Below are 26,001 nucleotides of genomic sequence, written 5' to 3'. Positions count from 1 at the left end.
GGCCGGATAGTATTAGAACGAGGTACGCTTGTAAGTGCGGTACTGTGGTTGCCAATAATTGTGTTCAATGGCTTTTGCCAGTGCTTCTTCGGAGGTAACAATGGCCACCCCTTGTAACTGCGCAGCTTTACCTACCTGCATTGCAATGGTCTTTGACACCGCCTGAATGCCGTCGATATTCGGTAATAAGGCCCCCTCACCGTTAAGCGCGAGCGGTGAGCACCCAGCTAATGCTCGGCTGGCTGCCATCAACATACCGTCGGTTACTCGTTGTGCACCGGATGCCAGCACACCCAAGCCAATCCCTGGGAAAATATAAGAGTTGTTGCATTGTGCAATGGGATACATTTTATCTTTATAGCTGACGGGGGAGAATGGGCTACCGGTGGCGACCAATGCTGCGCCGTCAGTCCAGTTAATAATGTCTTCTGGCCGTGCCTCAACCCGTGATGTTGGGTTAGACAATGGCATAACAATTGGCCGTGGGCAGTGTTGGTGCATCTCACGGATCAGTTCTTCAGTAAACAGCCCCGGCTGGCCTGAAACACCAATCAGCACCGTGGGTTTGGCATTACGCACCACATCCAGTAGTGAAATAGCGTCATTGACCAGATTCCAGCTATGTAGTGCGTCACTCTTCTGCACTAGTTTACTTTGGAAATTCAATAGATTAGGTAGTTTGTCGGTCAGCAGGCCGAAACGGTCGACCATAAAGACCCGCGCTCGTGCTTGATCATCACTCAGCCCTTCTGAAATCATCTGCGCGATAATTTGTTCAGCAATACCACAACCCGCTGATCCGGCACCGAGGAAGGTGACGGTTTGGTCGCGCAACTGACTGCCTGCGGCATGACTGGCAGCAATCAGGCTACCCAGCGTGACCGCTGCTGTACCCTGAATATCATCATTGAAACAGCAAAGTTCGTCACGGTAGCGGTTCAGCAGCGGGGTTGCATTGTTCTGCGCAAAATCTTCAAACTGCAACAATACATTCGGCCAGCGACGTTTTACTGCCTGAATGAATTCATCAACAAAGGCGTAGTATTCGTCACCGGAAATACGCGGATGACGCCAGCCCATATACAGCGGATCATTCAGCCGTTGTGGATTGTTGGTTCCCACATCCAATACCACCGGTAATGTATAGGCCGGGCTGATACCACCACACGCGGTATACAGAGACAGCTTACCGATGGGGATCCCCATACCACCAATGCCCTGATCGCCCAGCCCGAGGATCCGCTCACCGTCGGTCACCACAATCACTTTAACGTTCTGTTTGGTGGCGTTTTGTAGCATGTCGTCAATGTGCTCACGGTTCGGATACGAGATAAATAACCCGCGGGCGCGACGATAGATAGCGGAGAAGTGTTCGCAAGCCTTGCCAACAGTAGGGGTGTAGATAATGGGCATCATCTCACTGAGATGGGCTTCCAGTAGGCGATAAAACAGGGTTTCGTTGGTGTCCTGGATATTGCGCAGGTAGATATGTTTATCATCATCGTTTTTGAAATCTTGATACTGGCGGTAAGCTCGCTCAGTCTGTTCTTCGATAGTTTCAACCGCTTCCGGCAATAAACCGTGTAAGTTGAAGTGGTTACGCTCATCGTTAGTGAAAGCGCTGCCTTTGTTCAACAACGGGAATTCCAACAGGATTGGGCCAGCGTAGGGAATATAGAGGGAGCGCTTACTTTCGTATTCAAGTTCCATGAGTTTTACTCTTAGACGTTATCAGATAGTCATTATTGCCCCTGATCCTAAAAGATAAGAAAAATATGTACAGCTTTTGTTAGTTAAATATGTCGATAACAGGTTAAAAGTGCGAGGTGGGTGTGATCGCTGGGGTTAGCCATGTAACCCCAGAACGGTCAGTATTATTGGGTTAAAAAGGTCACGCGTTTTACCTCAGTGCAACCCAGTGCCGCCAGTGTTGCTTGTGTGGCATCCCACTGAGTCAGTGCCGACTCACTCCCTTCAACCAGCACGGCACGGCGGATAGTGCTGCAATCTCTGCCGGAAAGATGGGTTAGAATCAATGCCGCTTGCAGTGGTGGCAGGCTTGGGTTAAACGCGGCATTTTCGGCATAACGGCCGGTATAAAGGGTGCCATCGGCAGCTTCTAACGCAACACCGCTATGAGAAAGACTGTATGGCGCATGGCTATGGTTCGCGCCATCAAGTGCCGCTTGAGTGAGATCACCGGTTTCAGTCAGGGTATAGCCGTGATTGACCGAGTCCATCAGTAATGTCGTGATAGCCAAATCTTTCGGGCCGAAAGAGTCGGGTAGATATTGCCCCAGTGTTGCAGCAGGGCGGCCTGGCAGATGGATATTCAGATCGATTCCGCTGTTCAGTTCATTCATAAACTGGCGGCAATGGCCACACGGCGTGTAATTGACGGTAATCGACACTAAACGGGTTTCACCCCGTAACCAGGCGTGAGTGACAGCACATTGCTCGGCATGGATGGTCTGTTGCAATGGCGCACCACTGAATTCCATATTGGCCCCGAAATACAGGTTGCCGCTTTCTCCACGGGCAATGGCACCCACATTAAAGTGGGAGATAGGCGTCAGTGCGCAAGCCGCTGCCAGAGGTAACAACGCAAAAGCCAGTGCATTGTCATCTAACCCACTGCTGCTTTTTACCATTTTCACTTGTTCCGCTGTCAGCATGGCAGGAAAATCGGCTGCGCTTAGGATAGGTTCAAGTGCGGATTGCAGTGCGTCAGGAAGCCGTGTCCAAGGGGCGTGAAAACGTGCTTGCATAGGGTTCTCTCTAATAGTAACGGGATACTATTTTAGGCAGCTTGCCGGCTTATATTTGTGATCTGAATCTCGTTTTACATGAAATTCATGCAATTAAAATCTCAAATGAGAGATTTATCTCAAATTTATGCATTAATTCCGATGAGCTTACATCCGTAAGTGACTCGGATGACAAATCTGTCGGGAGCAGATTTGAACGCAGCCAACACACCTGCAGTTTGAAAGATGACCGGTATACTAGCCAAACAAATGCAGCAGCACTGGGAACAGGAATGGGGCCAGCAGTGAAGTGATAATCCCACAAATCACCAGCGCCAATGAGCTGAATGCACCTTCCTGATAATCCATCTCCGCGCAACGGGCGGTACCCAATGCGTGAGAAGCTGTGCCCATGGCCAAGCCGCGTGACGCTTTGGTGGTTATCTTCAATAAATTCAGTAGACTATGACCAAATACGGCCCCCAGAATGCCGACGAAAATAACGCATACTGCGCTGATGGCGGGTAAACCATGAATAGATTCAGCCACGGCCATGGCAATCGGGGTTGTTACAGATTTAGGTAATATCGAGGCCGCAATTTCTGGCGTCGCGCCCATCCACAATGCAACGGCGGTGCCACTGACCATGGCGGTAATACTGCCGATAAAACAGATAGTAATGATGGATTTCCAACGGGCACGAATTTGATGCAACTGTTCATACAGCGGGAGAGCCAGAGCCACCACCGCAGGTTGCAGTAAATCATTCAGTATTTTGCTACCAGCAAAGTAGTTGGCATAGGGCATATGCGTGACCAGCAGCAAGGGAATGATAACAACCATTGATATCAATAATGGGTTAAGCAGTGGCATTTTAAGCCAACGGGCCAGGCGGCGGGCACCGAAAAATACCATTAAGGTCAGCGGCAATGACCACCACAAGTTGCTGATCATTCGTCCTCCTCAGTATGGGTCGGAGAACCGATAACCTTACGTTCACGGTGCATATACTGTGAGCTATAACCCACCACGACCATCACAATCACAGTACTGACAAAGCAGGAAACCACGATGGGACCCAGTTGCTTAGTGAGCTGATCGTAATACTGCATCACACCCACACCTATTGGCACAAACAACAGCGCCATATAGCGGGTCAACAACTGGCAACTGGGTTTTACCCAGCTTGAGGGCAAGATCTGCGAAGCGAGTAGGGCAAACAGAATCAGCATACCGATGATGCTACCGGGGATGGACATAGGTAGCAGCAAAGACAACGCTTTACCGGCCCATAGGCAGAGATAAATAATGGCGAAAGCTCGCAGATACTGCCAGCAAGGTGACATCACATTGCGCATAGAAAAGGTCCTGAGTAACAGAGTGCATTCATCATACAATTAACTTTAGCACTGTGCTAGTGATCACACTTAGCTAACCGATATCCGCGATAGAAAAATGCCAACCCTAAAATAGCGGCGATGATCAGCATAGAGAACATCATCTGCGGGGCGGCATAGGCTAACAAGAAACCGCACAGCACCGGGTTGAGCGCCCCCCCTAATTGACCGAGATTCTGTACCCCATAGTAACTGCCTTTGAGATTCGCCGGAGCAATAAAATCGATAAACATGTATTCGACTGGGATAACAATAATTTCGCCCAATGAAAAAATCGCCATTGCCAGCATCCATAACGGAATTGAATCTTGGGCCGCCATAAACCCGAGCAGCCCAATAATAAAGAATAGCGTACCCATCATCAGCCAGCGCATTAAGTTCTGCTGATTCATCCGGCGGCTTAATAGGTATTGCAGGGTGATCACAATGACTGCATTGACGGTCATCACCGCCCCGATCACCTGATAGGCAAATTTAGCATCGGCAACGGTAATCAGATATTGGGATAAATAGCCGGAGAATTGACCAAACACAATGGCACTGAGCATGCTGCCGAGAGTGAAGTAAATCAATCGCTTATCATGGCGCAAAATACGAAATGTTTGGCGGAAATCAGGCACAGACTCGGTCGGAGCACGTTCTGCGACGGACATATCAGCACTGCTTATCCTGAATTTCAACACGATGGCAACCAACAGTGCCAGTACACCTGAAATGATAAAAGGCAGTTGCGGGCCAAAACCCACCACCAGTACCCCCACCGCCGGGCCAACCGCCCAACCGACATTGACCAGTGTGTAGTTGGCCGAAAACGCTTTGATACGTTCATGGACGGGCAACCAGTCAGCAAAACAGGCTTTGATAGCGATAGCGTAAACTGAGTATGCCGAATGCAGCAGCGCCAAAATTAGGATGATCCAAGCGGGATGTTCAATCCATGGCAAAGTAAAAAACGTGGCAGAAAACAAGCTTATTGCCCACAGAATCAACTGCTTTTTATTGAATTTATCCACCAGATAGCCGCCGTACAAACTGGTGAAAATACCCAGTGTCAAACTGGCCCCTAACACCAGCCCGACCTTATCGGGGGCCAACTGAAAATGCTCGGCCAGATAGATGGTGATAAAGGGTAATGTCACTGCCCGCCCAATGGTCAATACCAACGAAGCAATCAGTAGATTGGTGACACGCGATGGAAATCCTTTCATGGTATTTTCTTATTGTTAATTATCAGGTAATGAATTGTTTTTGTGCGGATTTTAAGCAGAAAAGGGCTGCTCACCCGGCACTACGACAGTGGCTTAGCCCATTACAGTAGACTATTGTGATAAGAAAGAGAGGGGGGCTGGAAAATTTTTTTTGCCAACAGCAGATCGACTTAAATCGACCTGCCATTAATAGACACACCTGCGGCTTCAACGACGAAAGGATAATTAGCCTAAATACTCGATGATAGACAAACCACCGTTATAATCGGTGCTGTAAATAATGCCCTGCGCATCGACAAACACATCACATGACTGAATCACTTGTGGGCGACCTGGGCGTTTATCCATCATTTTCTCCGGGGCGGCCGGAACTAAAGCGCCGGTCTCCTTCGGTTGATACGGGTTACTGATGTCATAAGCACGGATCCCGGCATTCTGGTAGGTGGCAAAAATCAGTGATGAACTGATAAAACTACCGGGCCGGTTTTCATGCAGATTATGCGGGCCAAAATGAGCACCTTTTTTCACATAATCCCGTTCATCCGGTACCGGAAATGTCGAGATACTGATCGGATCCGTCGGTTCGCGGATATCGAACACCCAAATATGTTTCTCGCCATCCTCCTGGTTATCCAGCACCGCCTCATCCAGCACAATCAACAAATCGCGATCCGGCAGAGGTAACGCGGTATGGGTACCTCCACCAAAGGGTGGGCTCCAGTTGCGATGGCTGATCAGTTTTGGCTCATACCGGTTACTGACATCCAACAAGGTCAGGCCGCCATCACGCCAACTGCCATAAGCGGTATCACCACTGATGATGGCATGATGCAGAGCATAGCGTTTGCCTTCAGGCCAGCTTGCTTGTTCACCGGCTGCGGTATGCATACCGGGTAAAGCATAACGTCCTGTAACCTGTGGTTTTTGCGGGTCAGCCAGATCAATGGTCAGGAAGATATAATCACTGTAGCCATCCAGCAACGCAGAAACATAGGCCCAACGCCCCCCGACATACCAGATGCGGTGGATACCGATGCCATCGAGCGACAGGAAGCTTATCTCGCGGGGTTTATCTGGCGTCGAAATATCAAAAATACGAAGCCCTGCGCTCCAACTGCGGCCTTCCTGACGGGTACTGACCGTTTGTGCCACCGAGCGGGTGTAATAGACTTTCTCTTCGGCAAAACTGGCGTCAGCAAACAGGTCGCGGGCATTAATCACCAGCAGCAGGTCATCATGGACTTGTAAATGCACATTCCAGGTATTCGCGGGGGCGGCAATAAAACCGGCAGAACGCGGATTTTTCGCATCCCGCACATCAATAATTGATACGCCTTGCGACACCATATGGCCGACATAGGCGTAGCCACGATGTACCATCACCTGCACACCATCGGGTTTACCGCCCTGATCGCTATGACCAATCAGCCGCATATTGCGGCTATATTCCGGTGTTGGCAAAGTATTTTGCGTTGCCATTATTTCACTCCAACTCTATTGTTCTTACTGACCATTTTGGGCCGCAAGGGTAGCAAACCAGGGTGAGTTGAAATCATCTGACTGACCCCAGCCAGGAATGATTTTACTCAAACCGGCAACATTAACCGGGCCGGTTTGGCTGGCCAACAGTGCTTGAGGAATGGACGCGGCACGGAATTCATAACTGGCTGGCGTCTCTTCACCGGCAATTTTCTTGGCGATCAGACGCAGGTTAACCGCTCCGATCAACTTAGGATCGACTGCAACACTGACTTTCCACGGACTATTGGCTTCACGCATCAGTTGTAAATCCTGATTCGATATATCAATGCTGTATAATTTGATCTCAGTACGGCCATTTTCCTGCAAGGCTTTATAAGCACCTTGAGTAAAGGCATCCCAGGTACCCCAGATAGCGTCGATTTTCCCTTTCGGGTATTTCGCCAATACTGCGCCGACTTTATTTGCAGTATCACCTTGAACATCTGAAGAAACAGCACCGATAGATTCCAGTTCATGAATACCCGGATTCTGTTTCAGCAGAGCCTGATAAGCGGCCTGACGACGCTCCATGGGTGGGAAGCCCGCGACCCAAAGTTTGATAATATTGGCTTTACCATTGAAGTCTTTGACCAACTGACCGAAGGATTCATTGGTCAGTGACGCATCATCCTGCTGTGTCACGGTCAGGCCGGGGATATCGCCCTGAATGGCGGTATCAAACACAGAGACTGCGATCCCACTGGCGGCAATGCGTTTAACCAGCTCCGTCGAGTAGGGGTCACGGCCCTGAGAGAGAATAATGCCGTCGTATTTTTGGCTAATAGCTTGATTGACGAAGTCCTGAAAACGGGCATCGTCGCCGTTACTGAGGAAGGTATCGACTTTAAAACCGAGCCGCTTACCCTCTTTTAATACCCCGGATAAAAATTGTGTGGTGTTGTCATCGGAACCTAAGTTGCGGATCACCGCAATTTTAATTTGCCCTGGATGTTTAGCGATAGCATCGGGGATCGGGGCTACCGTGGCGGTATCAGCAGCGAATGCCGGCAGTGCCGTCAGTAGGCTTAGGGCCAGCAAAGAGAAGGAAATTTTGTTCATTCGGAACTCCGTCATGGTGTCGATAAGTTATGCAATGTGTGTGCTGCTGCCGTTTTTATAGCTATCTTTGTGTCTAGACGTCCATCTGTCTTTGCATAGCATCATAACCATAACTATTTTGATAAGGAATTAACTTTGTTATGAATTTTTGGATCGCGTTATATCTTTTAGTTTGGATAGCTAAAATAAACAGTGAAATGGATGGGGTGGGTTATTATACGGGGAACCAATAGCATTATAACCTTTCTGTCATAGTGGATTATATAACCTTCCTGTCATAGTGGATTATTCCGCGGTGAGTATTCTGTTATTCCTCTTCGGATTAACTTTTTTATTTCGTTGCCTGCTCAGGACTGATATCCTGATAGAAATCCGTAATAATAAATAATAGAGGTTAAATTCCATACATAGGATAACTTTTACAATTGTATAGTTAATGATATTTAAAGGATTAAAGTCACCATGGGTAAAGTTAGCAGTCTATACAAATTTAGACAGGATAGTGCTGATATGGCACCACTGAATTTGAGTTTTTTTACTTATAAAACTATTTATTTTTATCTGTCCCGCTGTGAGTTTTTGTTTCTACTTTTTCGCTATTTATTGGCATTCGTATTACTCGTTTTTTTTATAATGGGATTATTTCCTGATTTGGAAGATGAAATATTAAGCCTATCGATTTTTTCTTTCCCTGCGGTGTACTCATTAGTCTTATTGCCGCTTTGCATCAATCGGCTAGCCTACCAAAATCTAAGTCCTTACTTATTGGTTTTTCATCTTTTTCCAATAATCGACATGGTTTCACATAATACAGTCACCGCATTATTAGCCGATTCATTTTTACTTTATCTTATATTTATTAATATTTATGATATAAAACCACCGGTTTGCGAGCGTAAAAAACAGTTGGCTGCGGTCTTACCCGAAGAGTATCCATTTGGGCTTGCTCTGGCCTGTTTTAGTTTATTGTATCTTGGCTTTTTTTTGTTATTCGAACTGGATGAGGCTGTTATTTCACTGATGGTTCTGTCGTGGATTTTCTTTCTACTGGCAAGATGGTATTGGCCGGTTGTGGTATTGAATGTCGTGGGTGGAATTGGTGTTTTTTTGTTTTTTTCATCGGGGTTTGTCGAGATGAAACATCATAAAAATATTATTATTCACGCGTTACTTAAAATTTCTTTGCTGGACAGTATTCTGTTTGTTATTTTCTCATTAAGCTTATTTATTAATATGCTGTTCTGGCTGGAGGCGTGGCAACGGGGTCGGCGGCCAGAAATCGCCAGTAATAAGTAGTCATAAAAAATGCCAGTCGGGTTTCCCCTGACCGGCATTTTAGCGAGAAAATTACTTCACTTGCATACCGGGTTGAGCACCACTGTCCGGGCTGAGTAGGAAGATGTCTTTACCACCAGGGCCTGCTGCCATCACCATGCCTTCTGAAATACCAAAGCGCATTTTGCGTGGTGCCAGATTAGCCACCATCATGGTTAAGCGGCCTTCCAATACTGTCGGATCCGGATAAGCTGAACGGATACCAGAGAAGACCTGACGAGTTTCACCGCCGATATCCAGCTTTAGCTTTAGCAGTTTATCTGAACCTTCAACAAATTCTGCTTGTTGGATCAGCGCGATACGCATATCGACTTTAGCGAAATCATCAAAACTGATGGTGTCCTGAATCGGGTCATCAGCCAACGGGCCAGTAGCCACCACTGCAGTCGCTGCCATATCTTCTTTAGAAGAAGCGACCATTTCGTTCACTTTATCTAAATCCATACGGTTAAATAGCGCCTTAAAGGTATTGATCTGATGGCCCAACAACGGTTGTTGGATACTGTCCCAAGTCAGTTCGGTATTGAGGAAAGCCTCAGTACGTTCAGTCAGGGACGGTAATACCGGTTTCAGGTAAGTCATCAGCACCCGGAACAGGTTGATACCCATAGAGCAAATAGCTTGCAGGTCGGCATCACGGCCTTCTTCTTTTGCTACCACCCAAGGTGCTTGTTCATCAATATAACGGTTAGCCACATCAGCCAGCGCCATGATTTCGCGTATTGCTTTACTTGATTCGCGGCTACTATAGGCATCAGCAATGCTGACTGCGGCATCGGTGAACGTTTTATACAATGCCGGGTTAGCCAATTGATCGGCCAACTGACCCGCAAAACGTTTGTTGATAAAACCGGCATTACGCGAGGCCAAATTCACCACTTTATTGACGATATCGGCGTTAACGCGCTGGACGAAATCTTCCAGATTCAAGTCGATATCATCAATGCGTGAAGAGAGCTTGGCGGCATAGTAATAACGCAGGCAATCAGCATCCAGATGTTTGAGGTAAGTGCCCGCTTTAATGAATGTGCCACGGGATTTCGACATTTTCGCACCGTTTACCGTGACATAACCATGGACGAATATATTGGTCGGCTTGCGGAAGTTACTGCCTTCCAGCATGGCGGGCCAGAACAGACTATGGAAGTAAACAATGTCTTTACCAATGAAGTGGTAAAGATCAGTTTCAGAGCCTTCACGCCAGAATTCATCAAAGTCTAGATCAGGACGTTTATCACACAGATTTTTAAATGCCCCCATGTAACCGATCGGGGCGTCCAGCCAGACGTAGAAATATTTACCCGGCGCGTCCGGGACTTCAAAACCGAAGTAGGGCGCATCGCGGGTGATATCCCACTGTTGCAGGCCAGATTCAAACCATTCCTGCATTTTGTTCGCGACTTGTTCTTGCAGTGCACCGGAGCGTGTCCAGGCTTGCAACATAGCGCTAAAAGCTGGCAGGTCGAAGAAGAAGTGCTCCGATTCGCGCATAATCGGTGTCGCACCGGAAACGGCAGATCGCGGATTGATAAGCTCAGTCGGGCTGTAGGTTGCGCCGCAAACTTCACAGTTATCGCCATATTGATCCGGCGCTTTACATTTCGGGCAGGTGCCTTTGACAAAACGATCCGGCAGGAACATGCCTTTCTCAGGATCATAGAGCTGAGAAATAGTGCGATTCTTGATATAGCCATTTGCCTTCAGGCGGCCGTATATCAGGCTCGACAGTTCACGGTTTTCATCACTGTGGGTCGAGTGATAGTTATCATAACTGATAGCGAAACCGGCGAAATCCTGTTGGTGCTCCTGGCTCATTTCGGCAATCATCTGCTCAGGTTCGATACCCAACTGCTGAGCTTTCAGCATAATAGGGGTGCCGTGAGCATCATCTGCACAGATAAAATGAACCTGGTTGCCGCGCATTCGCTGGAAACGGACCCAGATGTCTGCCTGGATGTGCTCGAGCATGTGGCCGAGATGGATAGAACCGTTAGCGTATGGTAGCGCGCACGTCACCAATATTTTTTTCGCGACTTGAGCCATAGTGGGAAATTGCTTTCTTTATGTCGATTAAAGGGTCTTTGATGTTAACCGATAAGCCCGCTTGCCGCTAGGGTAAGGCAAGCAGCACCTTGTCTTAAGTTATAACAGGTCCATTTTGGTCGGTTTTCAGCACCTTTGGTTATTAACCTGAACCGTTATGTGGCCTGACCCCATTTTCTCATGATTCGGCCCACACAGGCGCTATCGAGATCTGGTACACTGTCTATTATTATCTAAAGATGAATAACAATAAATTCAAGGAGCCGGGATGAGCCCAAAATCCCCTGAGCAGACCACCCCAGACCTGCTGTTATCACAAATTTCAACAGTTCTTACCGCCTTTACCCACCCAACCTTGCAAAAGGATCTCAACACGCTGCGCGCTATTCATCACTGTGCCTTACTGGACAATGTGCTGCATATCGAACTGGTGATGCCTTTTGCCTGGCAATTGGGTTTTGGGGCATTGAAAGAGTCAGTCAGCGGAGCATTGCTGGCGGTGACCGGTGCTAAAGCCATCGACTGGAAACTTTCGCATAATATCACCACCCTGAAGCGTGCAAATGACCAGCCGGCGATTAAAGGTGTGCGTAATATTCTGGCGGTCAGTTCCGGTAAGGGCGGGGTGGGTAAATCCAGCACTGCTGTCAATCTGGCATTGGCGCTGGCAGAAAAGGGCGTAAAAGTCGGTATTTTGGACGCCGATATCTATGGCCCTTCCATTCCGAACATGCTGGGTACCATGAATCAGCGGCCTACCTCGCCGGATGGTAAACATATGGCACCGATTATGGCCCATGGCCTGGCCACCAACTCGATTGGTTATTTAGTCACCGACGAGAATGCCATGGTGTGGCGCGGGCCAATGGCCAGCAAAGCATTGATGCAGATGCTGCAAGATACTTTATGGCCGGATCTGGACTATCTGGTGATCGATATGCCGCCGGGTACCGGTGATATCCAGTTAACGCTATCGCAAAACATTCCGGTTACCGGGGCGCTGGTGGTGACAACACCACAGGATATCGCCTTGATCGATGCCATGAAAGGCATTGTGATGTTTGAGAAGGTCCATGTGCCAGTGCTGGGTATTGTTGAGAACATGAGCATGCATATTTGCAGCAATTGCGGCCATCTGGAGCCTATTTTTGGTACCGGCGGAGCGGAGAGACTGGCACAGAAATACCATTGTAAATTGCTGGGCCAAATCCCGTTGAATATCTCATTGCGCGAAGATCTTGATCGCGGCGAGCCAACGGTTGTCAGCCGACCTGACAGCGACTTTGCGGATATCTATCGCCAACTGACGGCCAATGTGGCAGCCGAAATGTACTGGCAAGGTGAAGCGATCCCGACGGAAATTTCATTCCGCGCGGTGTAATTACCGCCAGCCGGTGCGTCGTCAAACGTGAAGAGTAATACCTAACGTAATGGGAATTACAGGTCGGCGGCAAACGAATAAATCCCGATGAATTGACACAGGTCAGTGATTCGGGCAATTGAGAGTCGCCAACACCGCTGTAATTGCTGATACGCAGGGTATAGCACTGGCGTCAGACCGGCTAACTCCTTATAATTGGCGCGCCAGAAGCACCTTGCGTGCTTTGTCTCCCTTCACACTTCGTAATCAGGTCTTTAATTTTATGACTGACAAAGCACACCAGTGCGTCATTATCGGGATAGCGGGTGCCTCTGCCTCCGGAAAAAGTCTTATCGCCAGCACGCTATATCGCGAATTGCGTGAGCAGGTAGGCGACCAACATATTGGCGTTATTCCTGAAGATGGTTATTACAAAGACCAAAGCCATCTGTCGATGGAAGAGCGGGTCAAAACTAACTATGACCACCCCAGCGCCATGGACCACAACTTATTGCTGGAACATTTGCAATCGTTGAAAGCGGGCAAGTCCGTTGAACTGCCACTTTATAGCTACACTGAACACACCCGTAAAAAAGAAACCGTTCATTTAGAACCGAAAAAAGTCATTATTCTGGAAGGGATCTTGTTGTTGACGGATATCCGCCTGCGCCAGGAGATGAATTTCTCGATCTTCGTTGATACCCCATTGGATATCTGCCTGATGCGCCGTATGAAGCGTGATGTCAATGAACGTGGTCGTTCGATGGATTCCGTTATGGTCCAATATCAGAAAACAGTGCGTCCGATGTTCCTGCAATTTATAGAACCGTCCAAACAATACGCTGATATTATTGTTCCACGCGGCGGCAAGAACCGAATTGCGATCGATATTCTAAAAGCGAAAATCAGTCAGTTCTTTGAATAATGTTCGTCTGGACCTTTGCCTCTTTATATGGCAGCTTGCGTAGTCTATAAGCTGTAACATGCAAATTTTGATGGGAATTATGAGCAATGAGACTGTGCGATCGTGACATAGAAGCCTGGCTGGACAGCGGTAAATTGGGTATTGATCCACGTCCACCGGTAGAGCGTATCAATGGTGCTACAGTCGATGTTCGCTTAGGCAACCAATTCCGGGTGTTCCGTGGTCACACGGCGGCATTTATTGATTTAAGTGGCCCGAAGGATGAAGTCAGCGAAGCGCTGGAGCGGGTTATGAGTGATGAAATCAATCTGCCGGAAGGGGAAGCTTTCTTCCTACATCCGGGGGAGTTGGCGCTGGCGGTGACCTTAGAGTCAGTGACTATCCCTAACGATCTGGTCGGCTGGCTTGATGGCCGTTCCTCTTTAGCCCGTCTTGGGCTAATGGTACATGTCACTGCACATCGCATCGATCCCGGTTGGCAAGGCAAAATCGTGCTGGAGTTCTATAATTCAGGTAAGTTGCCATTGGCTTTGCGTCCAGGAATGCTAATTGGTGCGTTGAGTTTTGAACCCCTCTCTGGCCCGGCGGCCCGCCCTTACAATAGCCGTCAGGATGCAAAATATCGTGGTCAACAAGGCGCAGTGGCCAGTCGTATAGATGAAGACTAGTGTCATTTTTCTCGCTGAAATTTTAGCCTGTTTGGACTTTTTAGCTGGTGTAGACAAGAGGATGTCATGAGACGATTGCTGACTACGTTAGTTATCCTGCTGATCGTATTAGTTGCAGGGATGAGCGCATTAGTATTGCTGGTAAATCCCAATGACTTCCGCGCCTATATGATCAAACAGGTAGAGAGAAAAAGTGGTTATCAACTGCAACTGGATGGGGATTTACGCTGGCATGTCTGGCCACAACTGAGCATTATCGCAGGCCGCACTGCGCTTATCGCCCCTGGTGCCACTGCACCTGTAGTCAGCGCTGAAAATATGCGGTTGGATGTCAAACTTTGGCCATTATTGTCACATCAACTTGATGTAAAACAGGTGATGCTAAAAGGGGCGGTTATTCGCCTAACACCTGACAGTGAGGCTCAGCAACAACCCGGATCACCTGTTGCGCCATCCGGTAGTGCGCCTATTAATGAGCACCGTGGTTGGAAGCTTGATATCAATAAAGTCCAGATAGCCGATAGCCTGCTGATTTGGCAACGAGCAGACAATGATCAAGTGAATGTTCGCGATATCAATCTTGAACTTAAACAAGACACTCAACGCCAAATACATATCACTCTTGCCAGCCGCGTTAACCGTAATCAGCGGGATGTTACTTTCTCAATGGTCGCGGATGCAGACATGCGCCATTACCCACAGCAATTTAGCGCCAATATTAGCCAATTTACTTATAAATTAGAAGGTGCGGACATTCCTGTCGGTGGCGTTAGCGGTGAGGGGACATTACAGGCCAGTTATCAACACGATATTCAGCAAATATTGCTTAATCAACTGAGTTTTTCTGCCAATAACAACCAATTGACGGGGAGTGCTAAAGCAACGCTAGGCGAAGCACCCGATTATGTCATCAATCTGGCTGCGGATAATCTCAATCTGGATGCCATCTTTGGTTGGGAGCCGAAAAGTACCTTAGCCAGCAAAGAGGCTGCCAAGCTACATGCCGTAACAGCCCCAGTTATTGCTATTCAGGATGATGATGATGTCGGGCAAGATTTGCGAACGTTACGTGACTTTACCGCGCAAATTACCCTCACTGCTAATAATTTGGTTTATCGTGGAATTAAGGTCAATCAGCTCAATCTACAAGGGTCAAATCAGCGCGGTAACCTTGAGATTAGCCGTCTAACTGGCAGTGCGCTAGAGGGTGACTTTTCCTTGCCGGGAACACTGGATGTCACGGGCAAGAAGGTTTTAGCGACGATTAATCCGGTGATAAATCATATGCAGTTGGGGCCGATATTAGTGGCAGCCGGCTTGCCACAAGCGATGACGGGTAAATTCTCCATGCAGGCGCAGTTAACTGGAGATGGTCTCAATGTCGATGCATTTAACCACCGCTGGAAAGGCGATGCACAGTTCAGCATGAATAATGCGCGGTTGGAGGGTTTAAATATCCAGCAGCTTATTCAGCAGGCGGTCGCTCGTAGCTCCGGTGATGTAAAAGGCCAGGACCGCTATGAACGTTATACTGAGGTTAAACAGCTACAAGCCAATCTGGCCTTGAACCACGGTGCGATGAAAGTCAGTAATCTCAGTGCTGACTCTGAGCTGATTTCCATTAAAGGCAGTGGCGTGCTTACTTTACCTGAGCAAAGCTGTGACATGAATCTGGCGGTACGGGTTATGCAGGGCTGGAGCGGACAAGACAACTTGGTCAAGATGTTGCAAAATACCGATATTCCGCTGCGTATTTATGGCCCATGGACTCAGCTCAGCTATCAATTGAATGTTGAGCCGTTGTTGCGTAATGAATTACAGCAGCGTGCTAAAAAAGCCTTGAGTGACTGGGCGGAACGTAATCAGCAAAACCGTGGTAGTAAGGATCTTAAAAAGCTTATTGATAAGCTTTAACGTAGGTATTACCCCAATGGACAGGGTTGTCTATTGGGGTAACCCTTTTTTGTTATTCCCTTGTTGCATCGTTGTTCGCTAACCTCGTATTTTTAAACATAAAATCCTATCTCCTGTCCATAAACTGATATTTCTTTCTAAAATATCTGTGAATCATTGATAGATGTCATAAACTCGCCGGCGGACTTTGGGCAAAGTGCAGGGCTATTTCTGCATTTTAATAAGAATAATCCCGATACAACATTCAGCAACAGGTGAGTATGCCCAATAATGTGGAGTTGCAGCCAGGTAAAGCAAACGAGTCCCGATAAGCTTATGCAGTTGATTTTAGGGCGTGAAAATAGCTAACACTCTGTAACTTCAAGGAAGAGGGGGTATTCGGTGAGAGAGGGTATATGTTAGATCTTTTGATTGGAATTGTAGTGGCCGTAGGCGTGGGCCGTTATATCATTAAAGGCTATTCAGCCACGGGCGTGCTAATGGTCGGCGGTTTACTGCTATTGATTATCAGCGCCCTGATGGGGAAAAACGTATTACCAGCCAGTGCTACCTCAACCGGCTGGCGGGCGACGGACATTGTCGAGTATGTCAAAATCCTGCTGATGAGCCGTGGTGGCGATCTTGGCATGATGATCATGATGTTATGTGGTTTTGCCGCTTATATGACTCATATTGGCGCAAATGATGTGGTGGTTAAGATTGCATCCAAACCCCTGCAAATGATCAATTCCCCCTATTTATTAATGGTTGCTGCTTATATTGTGGCCTGCCTGATGTCGCTGGCTGTGTCATCGGCCACGGGGTTAGGTGTGTTACTGATGGCCACATTGTTCCCAGTAATGGTTAACGTCGGTATCAGTCGTGGTGCCGCAGCTGCAATTTGTGCATCACCGGCAGCGATTATTCTGGCTCCTACGTCTGGCGATGTTGTACTGGCGGCAAAAGCCTCTGAAATGGCATTGGTCGATTTTGCCTTTAAAACCACCTTACCTATTTCTATTGCTGCTATCGTCTGCATGGCAATCGCTCACTTCTTCTGGCAGCGCTATCTGGATAATAAAAGCCAGGAAAAGCATGAGATGATGGATGTCAATGACATCACTACCAATGCGCCAAGTTTCTATGCCATTTTGCCTTTCACCCCGATTATAGGCGTGCTGATATTCGATGGAAAATGGGGGCCGGAGCTGCATATCATTACAGTGTTGGTTATCTGCATGCTGATTGCCGCAGTGATTGAGTTCTTACGTAGTTTCAGTGCTAAAGTGGTATTTACCGGCCTTGAGGTTGCTTACCGTGGTATGGCTGATGCGTTCGCCACCGTGGTGATGCTGTTGGTTGCTGCTGGCGTATTTGCACAAGGGCTGAGCACCGTTGGTTTTATCAGCGGCCTGATTGGGTTGGCCCAATCTTTTGGTACCGGTGGCATTATTATGATGTTGGTATTAGTGGTGATCACTATGCTGGCGGCAATGACAACCGGTTCTGGTAATGCGCCGTTCTATGCGTTTGTAGAGTTGATCCCTAAACTTTCCACTCAAATGGGGATAAATCCGGCTTATCTGGTTATCCCGATGCTACAGGCTTCGAATCTGGGGCGAACGTTATCTCCGGTTTCTGGTGTGGTGGTCGCGGTTGCTGGTATGGCAAAAATATCACCTTTTGAAGTGGTGAAACGTACCTCGGTGCCGGTTCTTGTCGGGTTAGTGGTGGTTATCGTAGCAACTGAAATTTTGGTACCCGTGCACTTATAATCTTCGCGTAAACTAATAAGCAAGCCGGGCGCGTATGGCTTACCCGGCTTTCTGTTATCGACTTGCCTGGCCTATCTCCACGGCCAGCCAGTTACACTTCATAATCTGGATCAGGGACCTTCAGCGGCGTTATCTTTACCTTCAAGATACGGTGGCTGCTGACTTCCAGCGGTTCAAACAGATAGTCACCAATCTTCATCTGTTCACCGACCTGTGGTATCCGCTGGGTGTACTCCATCAATAATCCGGCCAATGTATGATACTCACGTTTATCATCGATCGGCAGTGGCAGATAGAGCACCAAATCTTCCAGAGGCATATAGCCGTTGGCAATCCAGCAACCATCCTCGGTTTGCTGAATATCATGACGGGCATCCAACCCCTCACCGGCCACGGGCAGATTACCGGCGATAGTTTCCATCACATCAGTCAGGGTAACGACCCCTTCAATAGAACCAAACTCATCAACCACAAAAGCAAAATGCGTTTGTGCCTGACGGAATTGCTCCAGCGCCATCAGCAATGAAACTTGCTCCGGAAAAATCAGTGGCTGACGGATCAGTGATTGTAAATCGAGCTTTTCACCCGCTAATTGCTGCCGTAATAAATCGATTACGTGAATAACGCCAAGGGGTTCATCTGTTGAACTGTCTTCGGTGACCACGATGCGGGTATGCAGATTTTTGGTCAGGAGTTGGGTCAGTTTTTCCGGTGGATCGTTAAGATCCAGATATTCCACATCATGGCGTGATGTCATGATGCTGCTGACCGTACGCTGAGCCAGCCCTAATACCCGTTCAATCATTCGGCGTTCCTGCACATTGAACACCTCCTGGCCGACACTGGTATTATCTGCAATCAGATTGGCAGTATGGTTATCCAGCTCCGCCTCTTCGTGCTGACCACTCAGCATGCGTAACACCGCTTCAGCCGTTCTTTCACGTAATGGCCGAACAGTCGATAAGAAGCGGCGGCGGTTGAATTGTGCAAACTGATTCAATGATTCAATAATGACTGAGAAACCAATCGCGGCATACAGATAACCTTTCGGAATATGGTAGCCAAAGCCTTCGGCAACTAAACTGAAACCGATCATCAGTAAGAAACTCAGACACAGAATGACGATGGTAGGATGAGCATTAACAAAGCGCGTTAATGGCTTACTGGCTAATAACATCAGACCGATCGCAATACAGACCGCAGCCATCATCACCGCCAGATGATCTACCATACCGACGGCGGTAATGACCGAATCCAGCGAGAAGATAGCGTCCAATACCACTATCTGTGCGACGACAGGCCAGAAGCGCGCCCCTTTGCGCTGCTGACCTTGCTGATGATCCTTACCTTCCAGCCGCTCATTAAGCTCCATGGTGGCTTTAAACAGCAGGAATATCCCCCCGACCAACATAATTAAGTCTCGTGCACTGAAAGGGTGAGCGGATACGGTAATCAGTGGGGTAGTCAACGTTGCCAGCCACGAAATACAGGCTAACAGAACAAGACGCATCAACAACGCACACAACAAGCCGGTAACTCGGGCTTTATCCCGTTGATGACGTGGGAGCTTTTCTGCCAAAATGGCAATAAATATCAGGTTATCAATGCCTAATACAATTTCGAGCACTACCAGCGTTGCCAGTCCTGCCCAAATCGTAGGATCTGCGATCCATTCCATATATCCAATTTCACCTGTTATTTCTACGGCTTATGCCGTCAAACAGAATAATGGGCGCTGATAGGCTAAAATTCAATATACAATCGTGTAATAACCTACACCGGTTGCAAACAGCGCCAATAATCAACAACAGAAAAGTGAATAATCATTACTATAATAGATTGAAAAACAACCAATTCAGTAATGAGGGGATTTAGGATCCCCCTGTGTGTGTTCGGTTTATTCTTAAAATGGTAAAAATGGTCTTATAAATTGGTAAATGGCGGCAGGTTGGCTGAACAAAATGTTAATGTAGAATACAATACGCCGTTAGGACGTTAACTTTTTGTCTCTACGCTATTATGATCATATTTTGTTAACATATTGAAATAATATATAAATATAGGATAAGTAAGATTTGGAATACAGTCTTGCGCGATGTTACTACTCGTATTATCAGATCGTATTTGTATCTATTCAAAGGCCTGCTCAACGGCCACCCCAGAAAAGGTATGGTAGATGGAAAAGAAATTGAAGGCGGTGATCCCGGTAGCCGGGCTTGGCACCCGAATGCTGCCAGCGACTAAGGCTATCCCAAAGGAAATGCTACCAGTAGTCGATAAGCCCCTAATTCAATATATCGTGGATGAATGTGTTGCTGCTGGGGTCAAAGAAATTGTTCTGGTGAGCCATTCATCCAAAAATGCGATAGAAAACCATTTTGATACCTCATTTGAACTGGAAGCCGCACTGGAATCCCGCGTTAAGCGTCAGTTGTTGCAAGAGATCAAAAATATCTGCCCACCAGACGTCACTATTATGCAAGTACGTCAGGGACATGCCAAAGGGCTAGGGCACGCAGTACTCTGCGCTCAACCGATGGTGGGTGATAATCCGTTTATTGTGTTGTTACCCGATGTCTTGCTTGACGATTCAACCGCTGATTTAGCTAAAGAAAATCTGGCCAGTATGATTCAGCGTTTTGAGGAAACCGGGCGTAGCCAGATTATGGTAGAACCGGTCCCTAAAGCTGATGTATCTAAGTACGGTATAGCTGATTGCGGTCATGTCGATTTGGCTCCAGGTGAAAGTACCCTGATGACTGCGGTAGTAGAGAAGCCTGCCATAGCTGATGCGCCGTCTAACCTTGCCGTGGTTGGGCGTTACGTGCTGTCTAAAGATATTTGGCCATTGCTGAAGAAAACGCCACGTGGTGCTGGCGATGAAATTCAGCTTACTGATGCGATTGCGATGTTAATGGAGCAAAAGCCCAAGTCTGTCGAAGCTTTCCATATGACCGGTAAATCTCACGATTGCGGCGACAAGTTAGGCTATATGAAAGCCTTTGTCACTTACGGTGTTCGCCATAACACCGAAGGCGAAAATTTTAGAGCCTGGCTGCAACAGCAAATCAACTCACTATAGGCTTAGCAGTTAAATAGACAGTGATTTTAAATTCGCATGATAAATCAGTAGGTTAATTATGACAAAATTGAAAGCAGTGATCCCAGTGGCAGGTTTAGGCATGAGAATGCTTCCCGCCACCAAAGCCATTCCAAAAGAAATGCTGCCTATTGTTGATAAGCCATTGATCCAATATGTCGTTAACGAATGTGTTGCTGCTGGTATTAAAGAAATCATTCTGATAACCCATTCATCAAAGAATGCGGTAGAAAACCATTTCGATACTTCTTATGAGCTGGAAGCCATGCTGGAGGCCCGTGTCAAGCGCCAGTTATTGGATGAAGTGCAATCCATTTGCCCGCCGGGTGTGACGATTATGCATATTCGCCAAGGGCATCCTGAAGGTCTGGGCCATGCGGTGTTATGCGCCAAGCCGTTAGTGGGTGATTCACCCTTTGCGGTGTTGTTACCCGATGTTTTGATTGATGATGCAAAATCAGATTTGACCCGAGATAATCTGGCTCAGTTGGTCAAACGCTTTGAAGAAACCGGTACCAGTCAGGTCTTAGTGCACTCGCTCGAACTAGAGGCGTTATCGAACTACTCGGTTATCTCTTGTGAGCAGCCTGATTTATTGCCCGGCGAGAGTAGCCGGATTAAAGCGATGGTTGAGAAACCACAAAGCCCGGCCGACCTGCAATCAAACCTATCTGCCGTGGGGCGCTATGTGCTATCAGCAGACATCTGGCCATTGTTAGAAAAAACCAAACCTGGAGCTTGGGGGCGTATTCAACTGACAGATGCTATTGATGCTCTGGCTGCGGTTAAACCGGTAGAGGCTGTCGCATTAACCGGTGAGTCTTATAACTGCGGTGAAAAACTCGGTTATATGAAGGCTTACGTGACTTATGGCCTGCGCCATCCAGAGTTTAAAGCCTGGCTGAAAGATTTCGTGGTGTAAGCTACATTTGATATTAATGAAAGCAATCCTTGCGGTTGCTTTTTTTTTATACAAATGAGTAAAGTGAATGGCGTCAAATTGGTTCAATACCTTGCCAAGGCAAAGGTGTTCGGGCAGCAACTGGTCAGTTGTGCTATCTATCGCACCAATCACTACCCAGCTGACATAATCCTGAGTTAACATGTTTCCCACATCAAAAACCTGTTGGCCTTAAGGCCGGTAACAGGTGTCATCCTTCAGACAGGAGTTTTTTAATGTCCAAACAACAGATCGGCGTTGTCGGTATGGCGGTGATGGGCCGTAACCTGGCGCTCAACATCGAAAGCCGCGGCTATTCCGTCTCTATCTTTAACCGTTCATCAGACAAAACCGACGAAGTGGTTGCTGAGAATCCAGGTAAAAATCTGGTGCCGAGCTATACCGTTGAAGAGTTTGTTGATTCACTGGAAAAACCGCGCCGTATCCTGCTGATGGTGAAAGCGGGTGAAGCAACGGACAATACCATTGCCTCACTGACGCCGCACCTGGATAAAGGCGACATTCTGATTGATGGTGGTAATACTTATTACAAAGACACCATCCGCCGTAATCGCGAACTTTCTGCACAAGGTTTTAACTTTATCGGTACCGGTGTTTCCGGTGGCGAAGAGGGCGCATTGAAAGGCCCGTCCATCATGCCTGGCGGTCAGAAAGAAGCTTACGAACTGGTTGCTCCGATTCTTGAGAAGATTGCTGCTCGTGCCGATGATGGTGACGCTTGCGTTGCTTATATTGGTGCTGATGGTGCGGGTCATTACGTTAAAATGGTTCACAACGGTATCGAATACGGCGACATGCAGTTAATTGCAGAAGCCTATTCTCTGTTGAAACAGTCTCTGGGTCTGAGCAACGAAGAGCTGGCTAGCACCTTCGCTGAATGGAATAAAGGTGAACTGAACAGTTACCTGATTGATATTACAAAAGATATCTTTACCAAGAAAGATGAAGACGGTAAGTATCTGGTTGACGTGATCTTGGATGAAGCCGCAAACAAAGGTACCGGTAAATGGACCAGCCAAAGTTCCCTGGACTTGGGTGAGCCATTAACACTGATCACTGAGTCTGTGTTTGCCCGCTACTTGTCTTCCCTGAAAGATCAGCGTGTTGCGGCGTCTAAAGTGTTAACTGGCCCGACAGTGAAGCCTTTCACTGGCGATAAAGCTGAGTTTATCGAGAAGATCCGTCGTGCATTGTATTTGGGTAAAATCGTTTCTTACGCACAAGGTTTCTCTCAGTTGAAAGCGGCATCTGAAGAGAATAACTGGGATCTGCATTACGGTGAAATCGCCAAGATTTTCCGTGCTGGTTGTATTATTCGTGCTCAGTTCCTGCAAAAAATTACTGATGCGTATGCTGAAAATGCAGATATCGCTAACCTGCTGTTGGCACCTTACTTCAAGCAAATTGCTGATGAATACCAGCAAGCGCTGCGTGATGTCGTATCTTACGCGGTACAAAACGGTATCCCGACGCCAACCTTCTCTGCTGCGATTAACTACTACGATAGCTACCGTTCAGCCGTGCTGCCAGCCAACCTGATTCAGGCGCAGCGTGACTATTTCGGTGCGCATACGTATAAGCGTACTGATAAAGAAGGTGTGTTCCACACCGAATGGCTTTAAGTTAACGGCTACTGCGCGTTCGTATTTTGATATTGGGCAGTGTTCGTCATCCTCACGTACTGAGTGTACGCTCCGGTGACTGTGCGCTGTCCGCAATCAAACTACTTTCGCTCGCTGACGCCTTAGGTGGATAAGTCGTTAAATTAAGTGAGTCGCCGGGGTGACTTTAGGTTGGATAGGTTGGAGTAACCCGCTCGCTGATTTAAACGGTTTGTCGCAATAAAAACGCCCCCGATACTGAGTCGAGGGCGTTTTTACAGTAAGAAAGTCGATAACAAAATTACTTCTCGTGACGTTCCCGCAGGCGGCCAATGATTTTGCTTAAATCCAAATCTTGATCCTGTAATAACACCAACAGGTGATACATCAAATCTGATGCTTCATTAGTCAGCTCTTCACGGTCATTCACAGTCGCGGCGAGGGCGGTTTCTACCCCTTCTTCCCCCACTTTCTGGGCGATACGTTTGGTGCCGCTGGCATACAGTTGCGCGGTGTAAGAACTGGCCGGATCCGCTAACTTCCTTGATGCTAATAGTTGCTCCAACTGATAAAGGAAACCCCAATCACTGGCCGCAGGAGCGAAGCAACTGTTACTGCCTAAATGACAGGTTGGGCCGATAGGATTAACCAGAATCAGCAGGGTATCGTTGTCACAATCAGGGTAGATATTCACCACATTTAGAAAGTGACCAGAGCTTTCGCCTTTGGTCCACAACCGCTGTTTGGTGCGAGAGAAAAAGGTCACTTTGCCGGTTTTTTCAGTCACCGCCAGTGCTGCCTGATTCATATACCCCATCATCAGAACCTCACCGGATACGGCATGTTGAACGATGGCAGGCATCAGATGGTCGACTTTTTCCCAATCTAGCTGGTTAATTTGTTGTTCGCTTAACACACTCTTATCTCCACGCCTTGTTCAGACAAATACTTTTTCAATTCGCCAATATTAATAATCTGCTTGTGGAACACTGAAGCTGCCAGCGCACCATCGACATCTGTATCACGGAAAGCCTCAAGGAAGTGTTCCGGGGTTCCCGCTCCGCCAGAGGCGATCAGCGGAACATGGCAGACCGCGCGCATTTGCTTCAACTGGCGTAAATCGTAGCCGTTACGCACGCCATCCTGATTCATCATATTTAAGACAATCTCACCGGCTCCGCGTAACTGGACTTCTTTGATCCAATCTTCGGTTTGCCAAGTGGTGGCTTTGGTCCGCTTTTCATCGCCAGTAAATTGATAAACCTGATAGCTGTTACTTTCCTCGTCATACCATGTATCAACACCCACCACGATGCATTGTACGCCATAGCGGTCGGCCAGTCGGGTAATTAATGTTGGGTCAGCCAGTGCCGGTGAGTTGATTGAGATTTTATCTGCGCCAAAAGTCAGGATCTGACCCGCATCTTCAATACTCTTAATCCCGCCTGCGACACAGAAAGGAATATCAATCACTTCAGCGACCCGTGATACCCAGCTTTTATCAACCACCCGGCCATCTGACGAGGCGGTGATATCGTAAAATACCAGTTCATCAGCACCTTCTTGTGCATAGCGCTGCGCTAATGGCACGATATCGCCAATAATTTCGTGATTACGGAATTGGATGCCTTTGACGACCTGGCCATCTTTCACATCCAGACAAGGAATTAACCGTTTTGCCAGCATGCAATCGCTTCCTTCACGTTAAATTTTCCGTCCAATAGTGCGCGGCCCACAATCACGCCTTGCACACCACTGCCACGCAAACGGGCAATATCATCCAAACAACCGATACCCCCAGAGGCCTGAAATGCCACTTGTGGGTAACGCTGACACACTTCCTGATACAGCTCGACATTTGAGCCACTCAGGGTGCCATCGCGCGAGATATCAGTACACAGCACATGTTTTAGACCGAAAGGCAGATATTGTTCGACAATCTGCTCCAACGTGGCACCGGAGTTTTCTTGCCAGCCGCTAATCGCAACCTGTTTACGACCTGCATCATTAATACGCACATCCAGTGCCAGCACAATGGCCTCGGCACCGTAACGCTCAAACCACTGTTGCACCATTTCAGGCTGCTTAACCGCTGTTGAACCCACCACCACGCGCGCCGCACCGGCTTCCAGTAATGCCACCACATCTTGCTCATTGCGGATGCCGCCGCCGACCTGTACCGGCACATCAACACCAGCCAGTAACTCACGCAATAATGGGATCTGACGAGCAGCCGGATCTTTGGCGCCGGTAAGGTCAACCAAGTGCAATACCTGAGCGCCTTGCTGCTGATAATCCTGTAACCGTGGTAACGGGTGATTACCATAATCACGCTGTTGACCGTAATCGCCCTGATGCAAACGCACCACCTTGCCTTCGATTAAATCCAAAGCGGGAATAATCATGGT

The 26,001-nt window shown here is 47.8% G+C and carries 21 protein-coding genes; 9 read left to right on the top strand and 12 right to left on the bottom strand.

Going from position 1 to position 26,001, the window contains the following annotated elements:
• Positions 1-12: 12 nt before the first annotated feature.
• The 7 genes from AEP37_RS15795 to AEP37_RS15765 form a co-directional block, all read right to left on the bottom strand.
• Positions 13-1,710 carry an NAD-dependent malic enzyme gene (locus AEP37_RS15795; RefSeq protein WP_049614242.1) on the bottom strand — a complete coding sequence of 566 codons (1,698 nt, stop codon included), beginning with the start codon at positions 1,708-1,710 and terminating at the stop codon, positions 13-15.
• A 164-nt stretch (positions 1,711-1,874) separates the two neighbouring features.
• Positions 1,875-2,768: a cytidine deaminase gene (cdd, locus tag AEP37_RS15790; RefSeq protein WP_049614241.1), complete on the bottom strand. Its 894-nt coding sequence runs from the start codon at positions 2,766-2,768 to the stop codon at positions 1,875-1,877.
• Positions 2,769-3,005: 237 nt separating this feature from the next.
• On the bottom strand, positions 3,006-3,701 hold the full coding sequence (locus AEP37_RS15785) for a CidB/LrgB family autolysis modulator (RefSeq protein ID WP_049614240.1): 696 nt from the start codon (positions 3,699-3,701) through the stop codon (positions 3,006-3,008).
• Complete coding sequence (locus AEP37_RS15780; protein ID WP_049614239.1) at positions 3,698-4,105, bottom strand: CidA/LrgA family protein; 408 nt, start codon at positions 4,103-4,105, stop codon at positions 3,698-3,700. Before AEP37_RS15780 ends, AEP37_RS15785 begins: the two co-directional genes overlap by 4 nt.
• Before the next feature lie 56 nt (positions 4,106-4,161).
• Positions 4,162-5,352 carry an MFS transporter gene (locus tag AEP37_RS15775; protein WP_049614238.1) on the bottom strand — a complete coding sequence of 397 codons (1,191 nt, stop codon included), beginning with the start codon at positions 5,350-5,352 and terminating at the stop codon, positions 4,162-4,164.
• A gap of 225 nt (positions 5,353-5,577) precedes the next feature.
• A complete protein-coding gene (locus AEP37_RS15770) occupies positions 5,578-6,831 on the bottom strand; it encodes an LVIVD repeat-containing protein (RefSeq protein WP_049614237.1) in 1,254 nt (417 codons plus the stop codon).
• Positions 6,832-6,855: 24 nt separating this feature from the next.
• Positions 6,856-7,932 carry a sugar ABC transporter substrate-binding protein gene (locus AEP37_RS15765; protein ID WP_049614236.1) on the bottom strand — a complete coding sequence of 359 codons (1,077 nt, stop codon included), beginning with the start codon at positions 7,930-7,932 and terminating at the stop codon, positions 6,856-6,858.
• Between the two features lie 462 nt (positions 7,933-8,394).
• Between AEP37_RS15765 and AEP37_RS15760 the strand changes: the two genes are divergently transcribed.
• The gene (locus tag AEP37_RS15760) at positions 8,395-9,228 is read left to right on the top strand and encodes a hypothetical protein (RefSeq protein WP_072086324.1); all 834 of its coding nucleotides are present in this window, start codon (positions 8,395-8,397) and stop codon (positions 9,226-9,228) included.
• Between the two features lie 51 nt (positions 9,229-9,279).
• Here AEP37_RS15760 and metG read toward each other — a convergent pair whose 3' ends face one another.
• Entirely contained in the window at positions 9,280-11,310 is a 2,031-nt protein-coding gene (gene metG, locus AEP37_RS15755) for a methionine--tRNA ligase (protein ID WP_049614235.1), read from the bottom strand.
• A gap of 268 nt (positions 11,311-11,578) precedes the next feature.
• Here metG and apbC point away from each other — a divergent pair, with 268 nt between their 5' ends.
• The 5 genes from apbC to dcuC all read left to right on the top strand — a co-directional run bounded on the left by apbC (position 11,579) and on the right by dcuC (position 17,931).
• Positions 11,579-12,691, top strand: coding sequence for an iron-sulfur cluster carrier protein ApbC (gene apbC / locus AEP37_RS15750; RefSeq protein ID WP_049614234.1), 1,113 nt, complete (start codon positions 11,579-11,581; stop codon positions 12,689-12,691).
• Positions 12,692-12,953: 262 nt separating this feature from the next.
• Positions 12,954-13,595, top strand: a complete 642-nt coding sequence (gene udk / locus AEP37_RS15745) for a uridine kinase (protein WP_049614233.1) — start codon at positions 12,954-12,956, stop codon at positions 13,593-13,595.
• A gap of 86 nt (positions 13,596-13,681) precedes the next feature.
• Complete coding sequence (gene dcd / locus AEP37_RS15740) at positions 13,682-14,263, top strand: dCTP deaminase (RefSeq protein ID WP_049614232.1); 582 nt, start codon at positions 13,682-13,684, stop codon at positions 14,261-14,263.
• A gap of 66 nt (positions 14,264-14,329) precedes the next feature.
• On the top strand, positions 14,330-16,177 hold the full coding sequence (gene asmA, locus AEP37_RS15735) for an outer membrane assembly protein AsmA (RefSeq protein WP_049614231.1): 1,848 nt from the start codon (positions 14,330-14,332) through the stop codon (positions 16,175-16,177).
• Between the two features lie 395 nt (positions 16,178-16,572).
• Entirely contained in the window at positions 16,573-17,931 is a 1,359-nt protein-coding gene (gene dcuC / locus AEP37_RS15730; RefSeq protein ID WP_049614230.1) for an anaerobic C4-dicarboxylate transporter DcuC, read from the top strand.
• Positions 17,932-18,022: 91 nt separating this feature from the next.
• On the opposite strand, the gene AEP37_RS15725 is transcribed toward dcuC, so the two are convergent.
• Positions 18,023-19,609, bottom strand: a complete 1,587-nt coding sequence (locus tag AEP37_RS15725; RefSeq protein WP_049614229.1) for a TerC family protein — start codon at positions 19,607-19,609, stop codon at positions 18,023-18,025.
• A gap of 498 nt (positions 19,610-20,107) precedes the next feature.
• Here AEP37_RS15725 and galU (AEP37_RS15720) point away from each other — a divergent pair, with 498 nt between their 5' ends.
• From galU (AEP37_RS15720) to gndA, 3 genes are all read left to right on the top strand, one after another.
• Positions 20,108-21,013, top strand: a complete 906-nt coding sequence (gene galU, locus AEP37_RS15720) for a UTP--glucose-1-phosphate uridylyltransferase GalU (RefSeq protein ID WP_049614228.1) — start codon at positions 20,108-20,110, stop codon at positions 21,011-21,013.
• Between the two features lie 58 nt (positions 21,014-21,071).
• Positions 21,072-21,953, top strand: coding sequence for a UTP--glucose-1-phosphate uridylyltransferase GalU (gene galU / locus AEP37_RS15715; RefSeq protein ID WP_049614227.1), 882 nt, complete (start codon positions 21,072-21,074; stop codon positions 21,951-21,953).
• A 254-nt stretch (positions 21,954-22,207) separates the two neighbouring features.
• On the top strand, positions 22,208-23,614 hold the full coding sequence (gene gndA / locus AEP37_RS15710) for an NADP-dependent phosphogluconate dehydrogenase (protein ID WP_049614226.1): 1,407 nt from the start codon (positions 22,208-22,210) through the stop codon (positions 23,612-23,614).
• A 280-nt stretch (positions 23,615-23,894) separates the two neighbouring features.
• Here gndA and hisIE read toward each other — a convergent pair whose 3' ends face one another.
• Genes hisIE through hisA form a run of 3 tightly spaced genes read right to left on the bottom strand, consistent with a single transcriptional unit; the run spans position 23,895 to position 25,998 of the window.
• Positions 23,895-24,509, bottom strand: a complete 615-nt coding sequence (hisIE, locus tag AEP37_RS15705) for a bifunctional phosphoribosyl-AMP cyclohydrolase/phosphoribosyl-ATP diphosphatase HisIE (RefSeq protein WP_049614225.1) — start codon at positions 24,507-24,509, stop codon at positions 23,895-23,897.
• Positions 24,503-25,279, bottom strand: a complete 777-nt coding sequence (gene hisF, locus AEP37_RS15700) for an imidazole glycerol phosphate synthase subunit HisF (RefSeq protein WP_049614224.1) — start codon at positions 25,277-25,279, stop codon at positions 24,503-24,505. The genes hisIE and hisF overlap by 7 nt, the downstream gene beginning before the upstream one ends.
• Complete coding sequence (gene hisA, locus AEP37_RS15695) at positions 25,261-25,998, bottom strand: 1-(5-phosphoribosyl)-5-[(5-phosphoribosylamino)methylideneamino]imidazole-4-carboxamide isomerase (RefSeq protein WP_049614223.1); 738 nt, start codon at positions 25,996-25,998, stop codon at positions 25,261-25,263. Before hisA ends, hisF begins: the two co-directional genes overlap by 19 nt.
• Positions 25,999-26,001 lie beyond the last annotated feature (3 nt).

It is taken from the genome of Yersinia pekkanenii (assembly GCF_001152565.1).
Taxonomy (GTDB): Bacteria; Pseudomonadota; Gammaproteobacteria; order Enterobacterales; family Enterobacteriaceae; genus Yersinia; species Yersinia pekkanenii.
The sequence above is the reverse complement of the archived record's forward strand: the minus strand, read 5'-3'. Positions and strand labels throughout refer to the sequence as shown.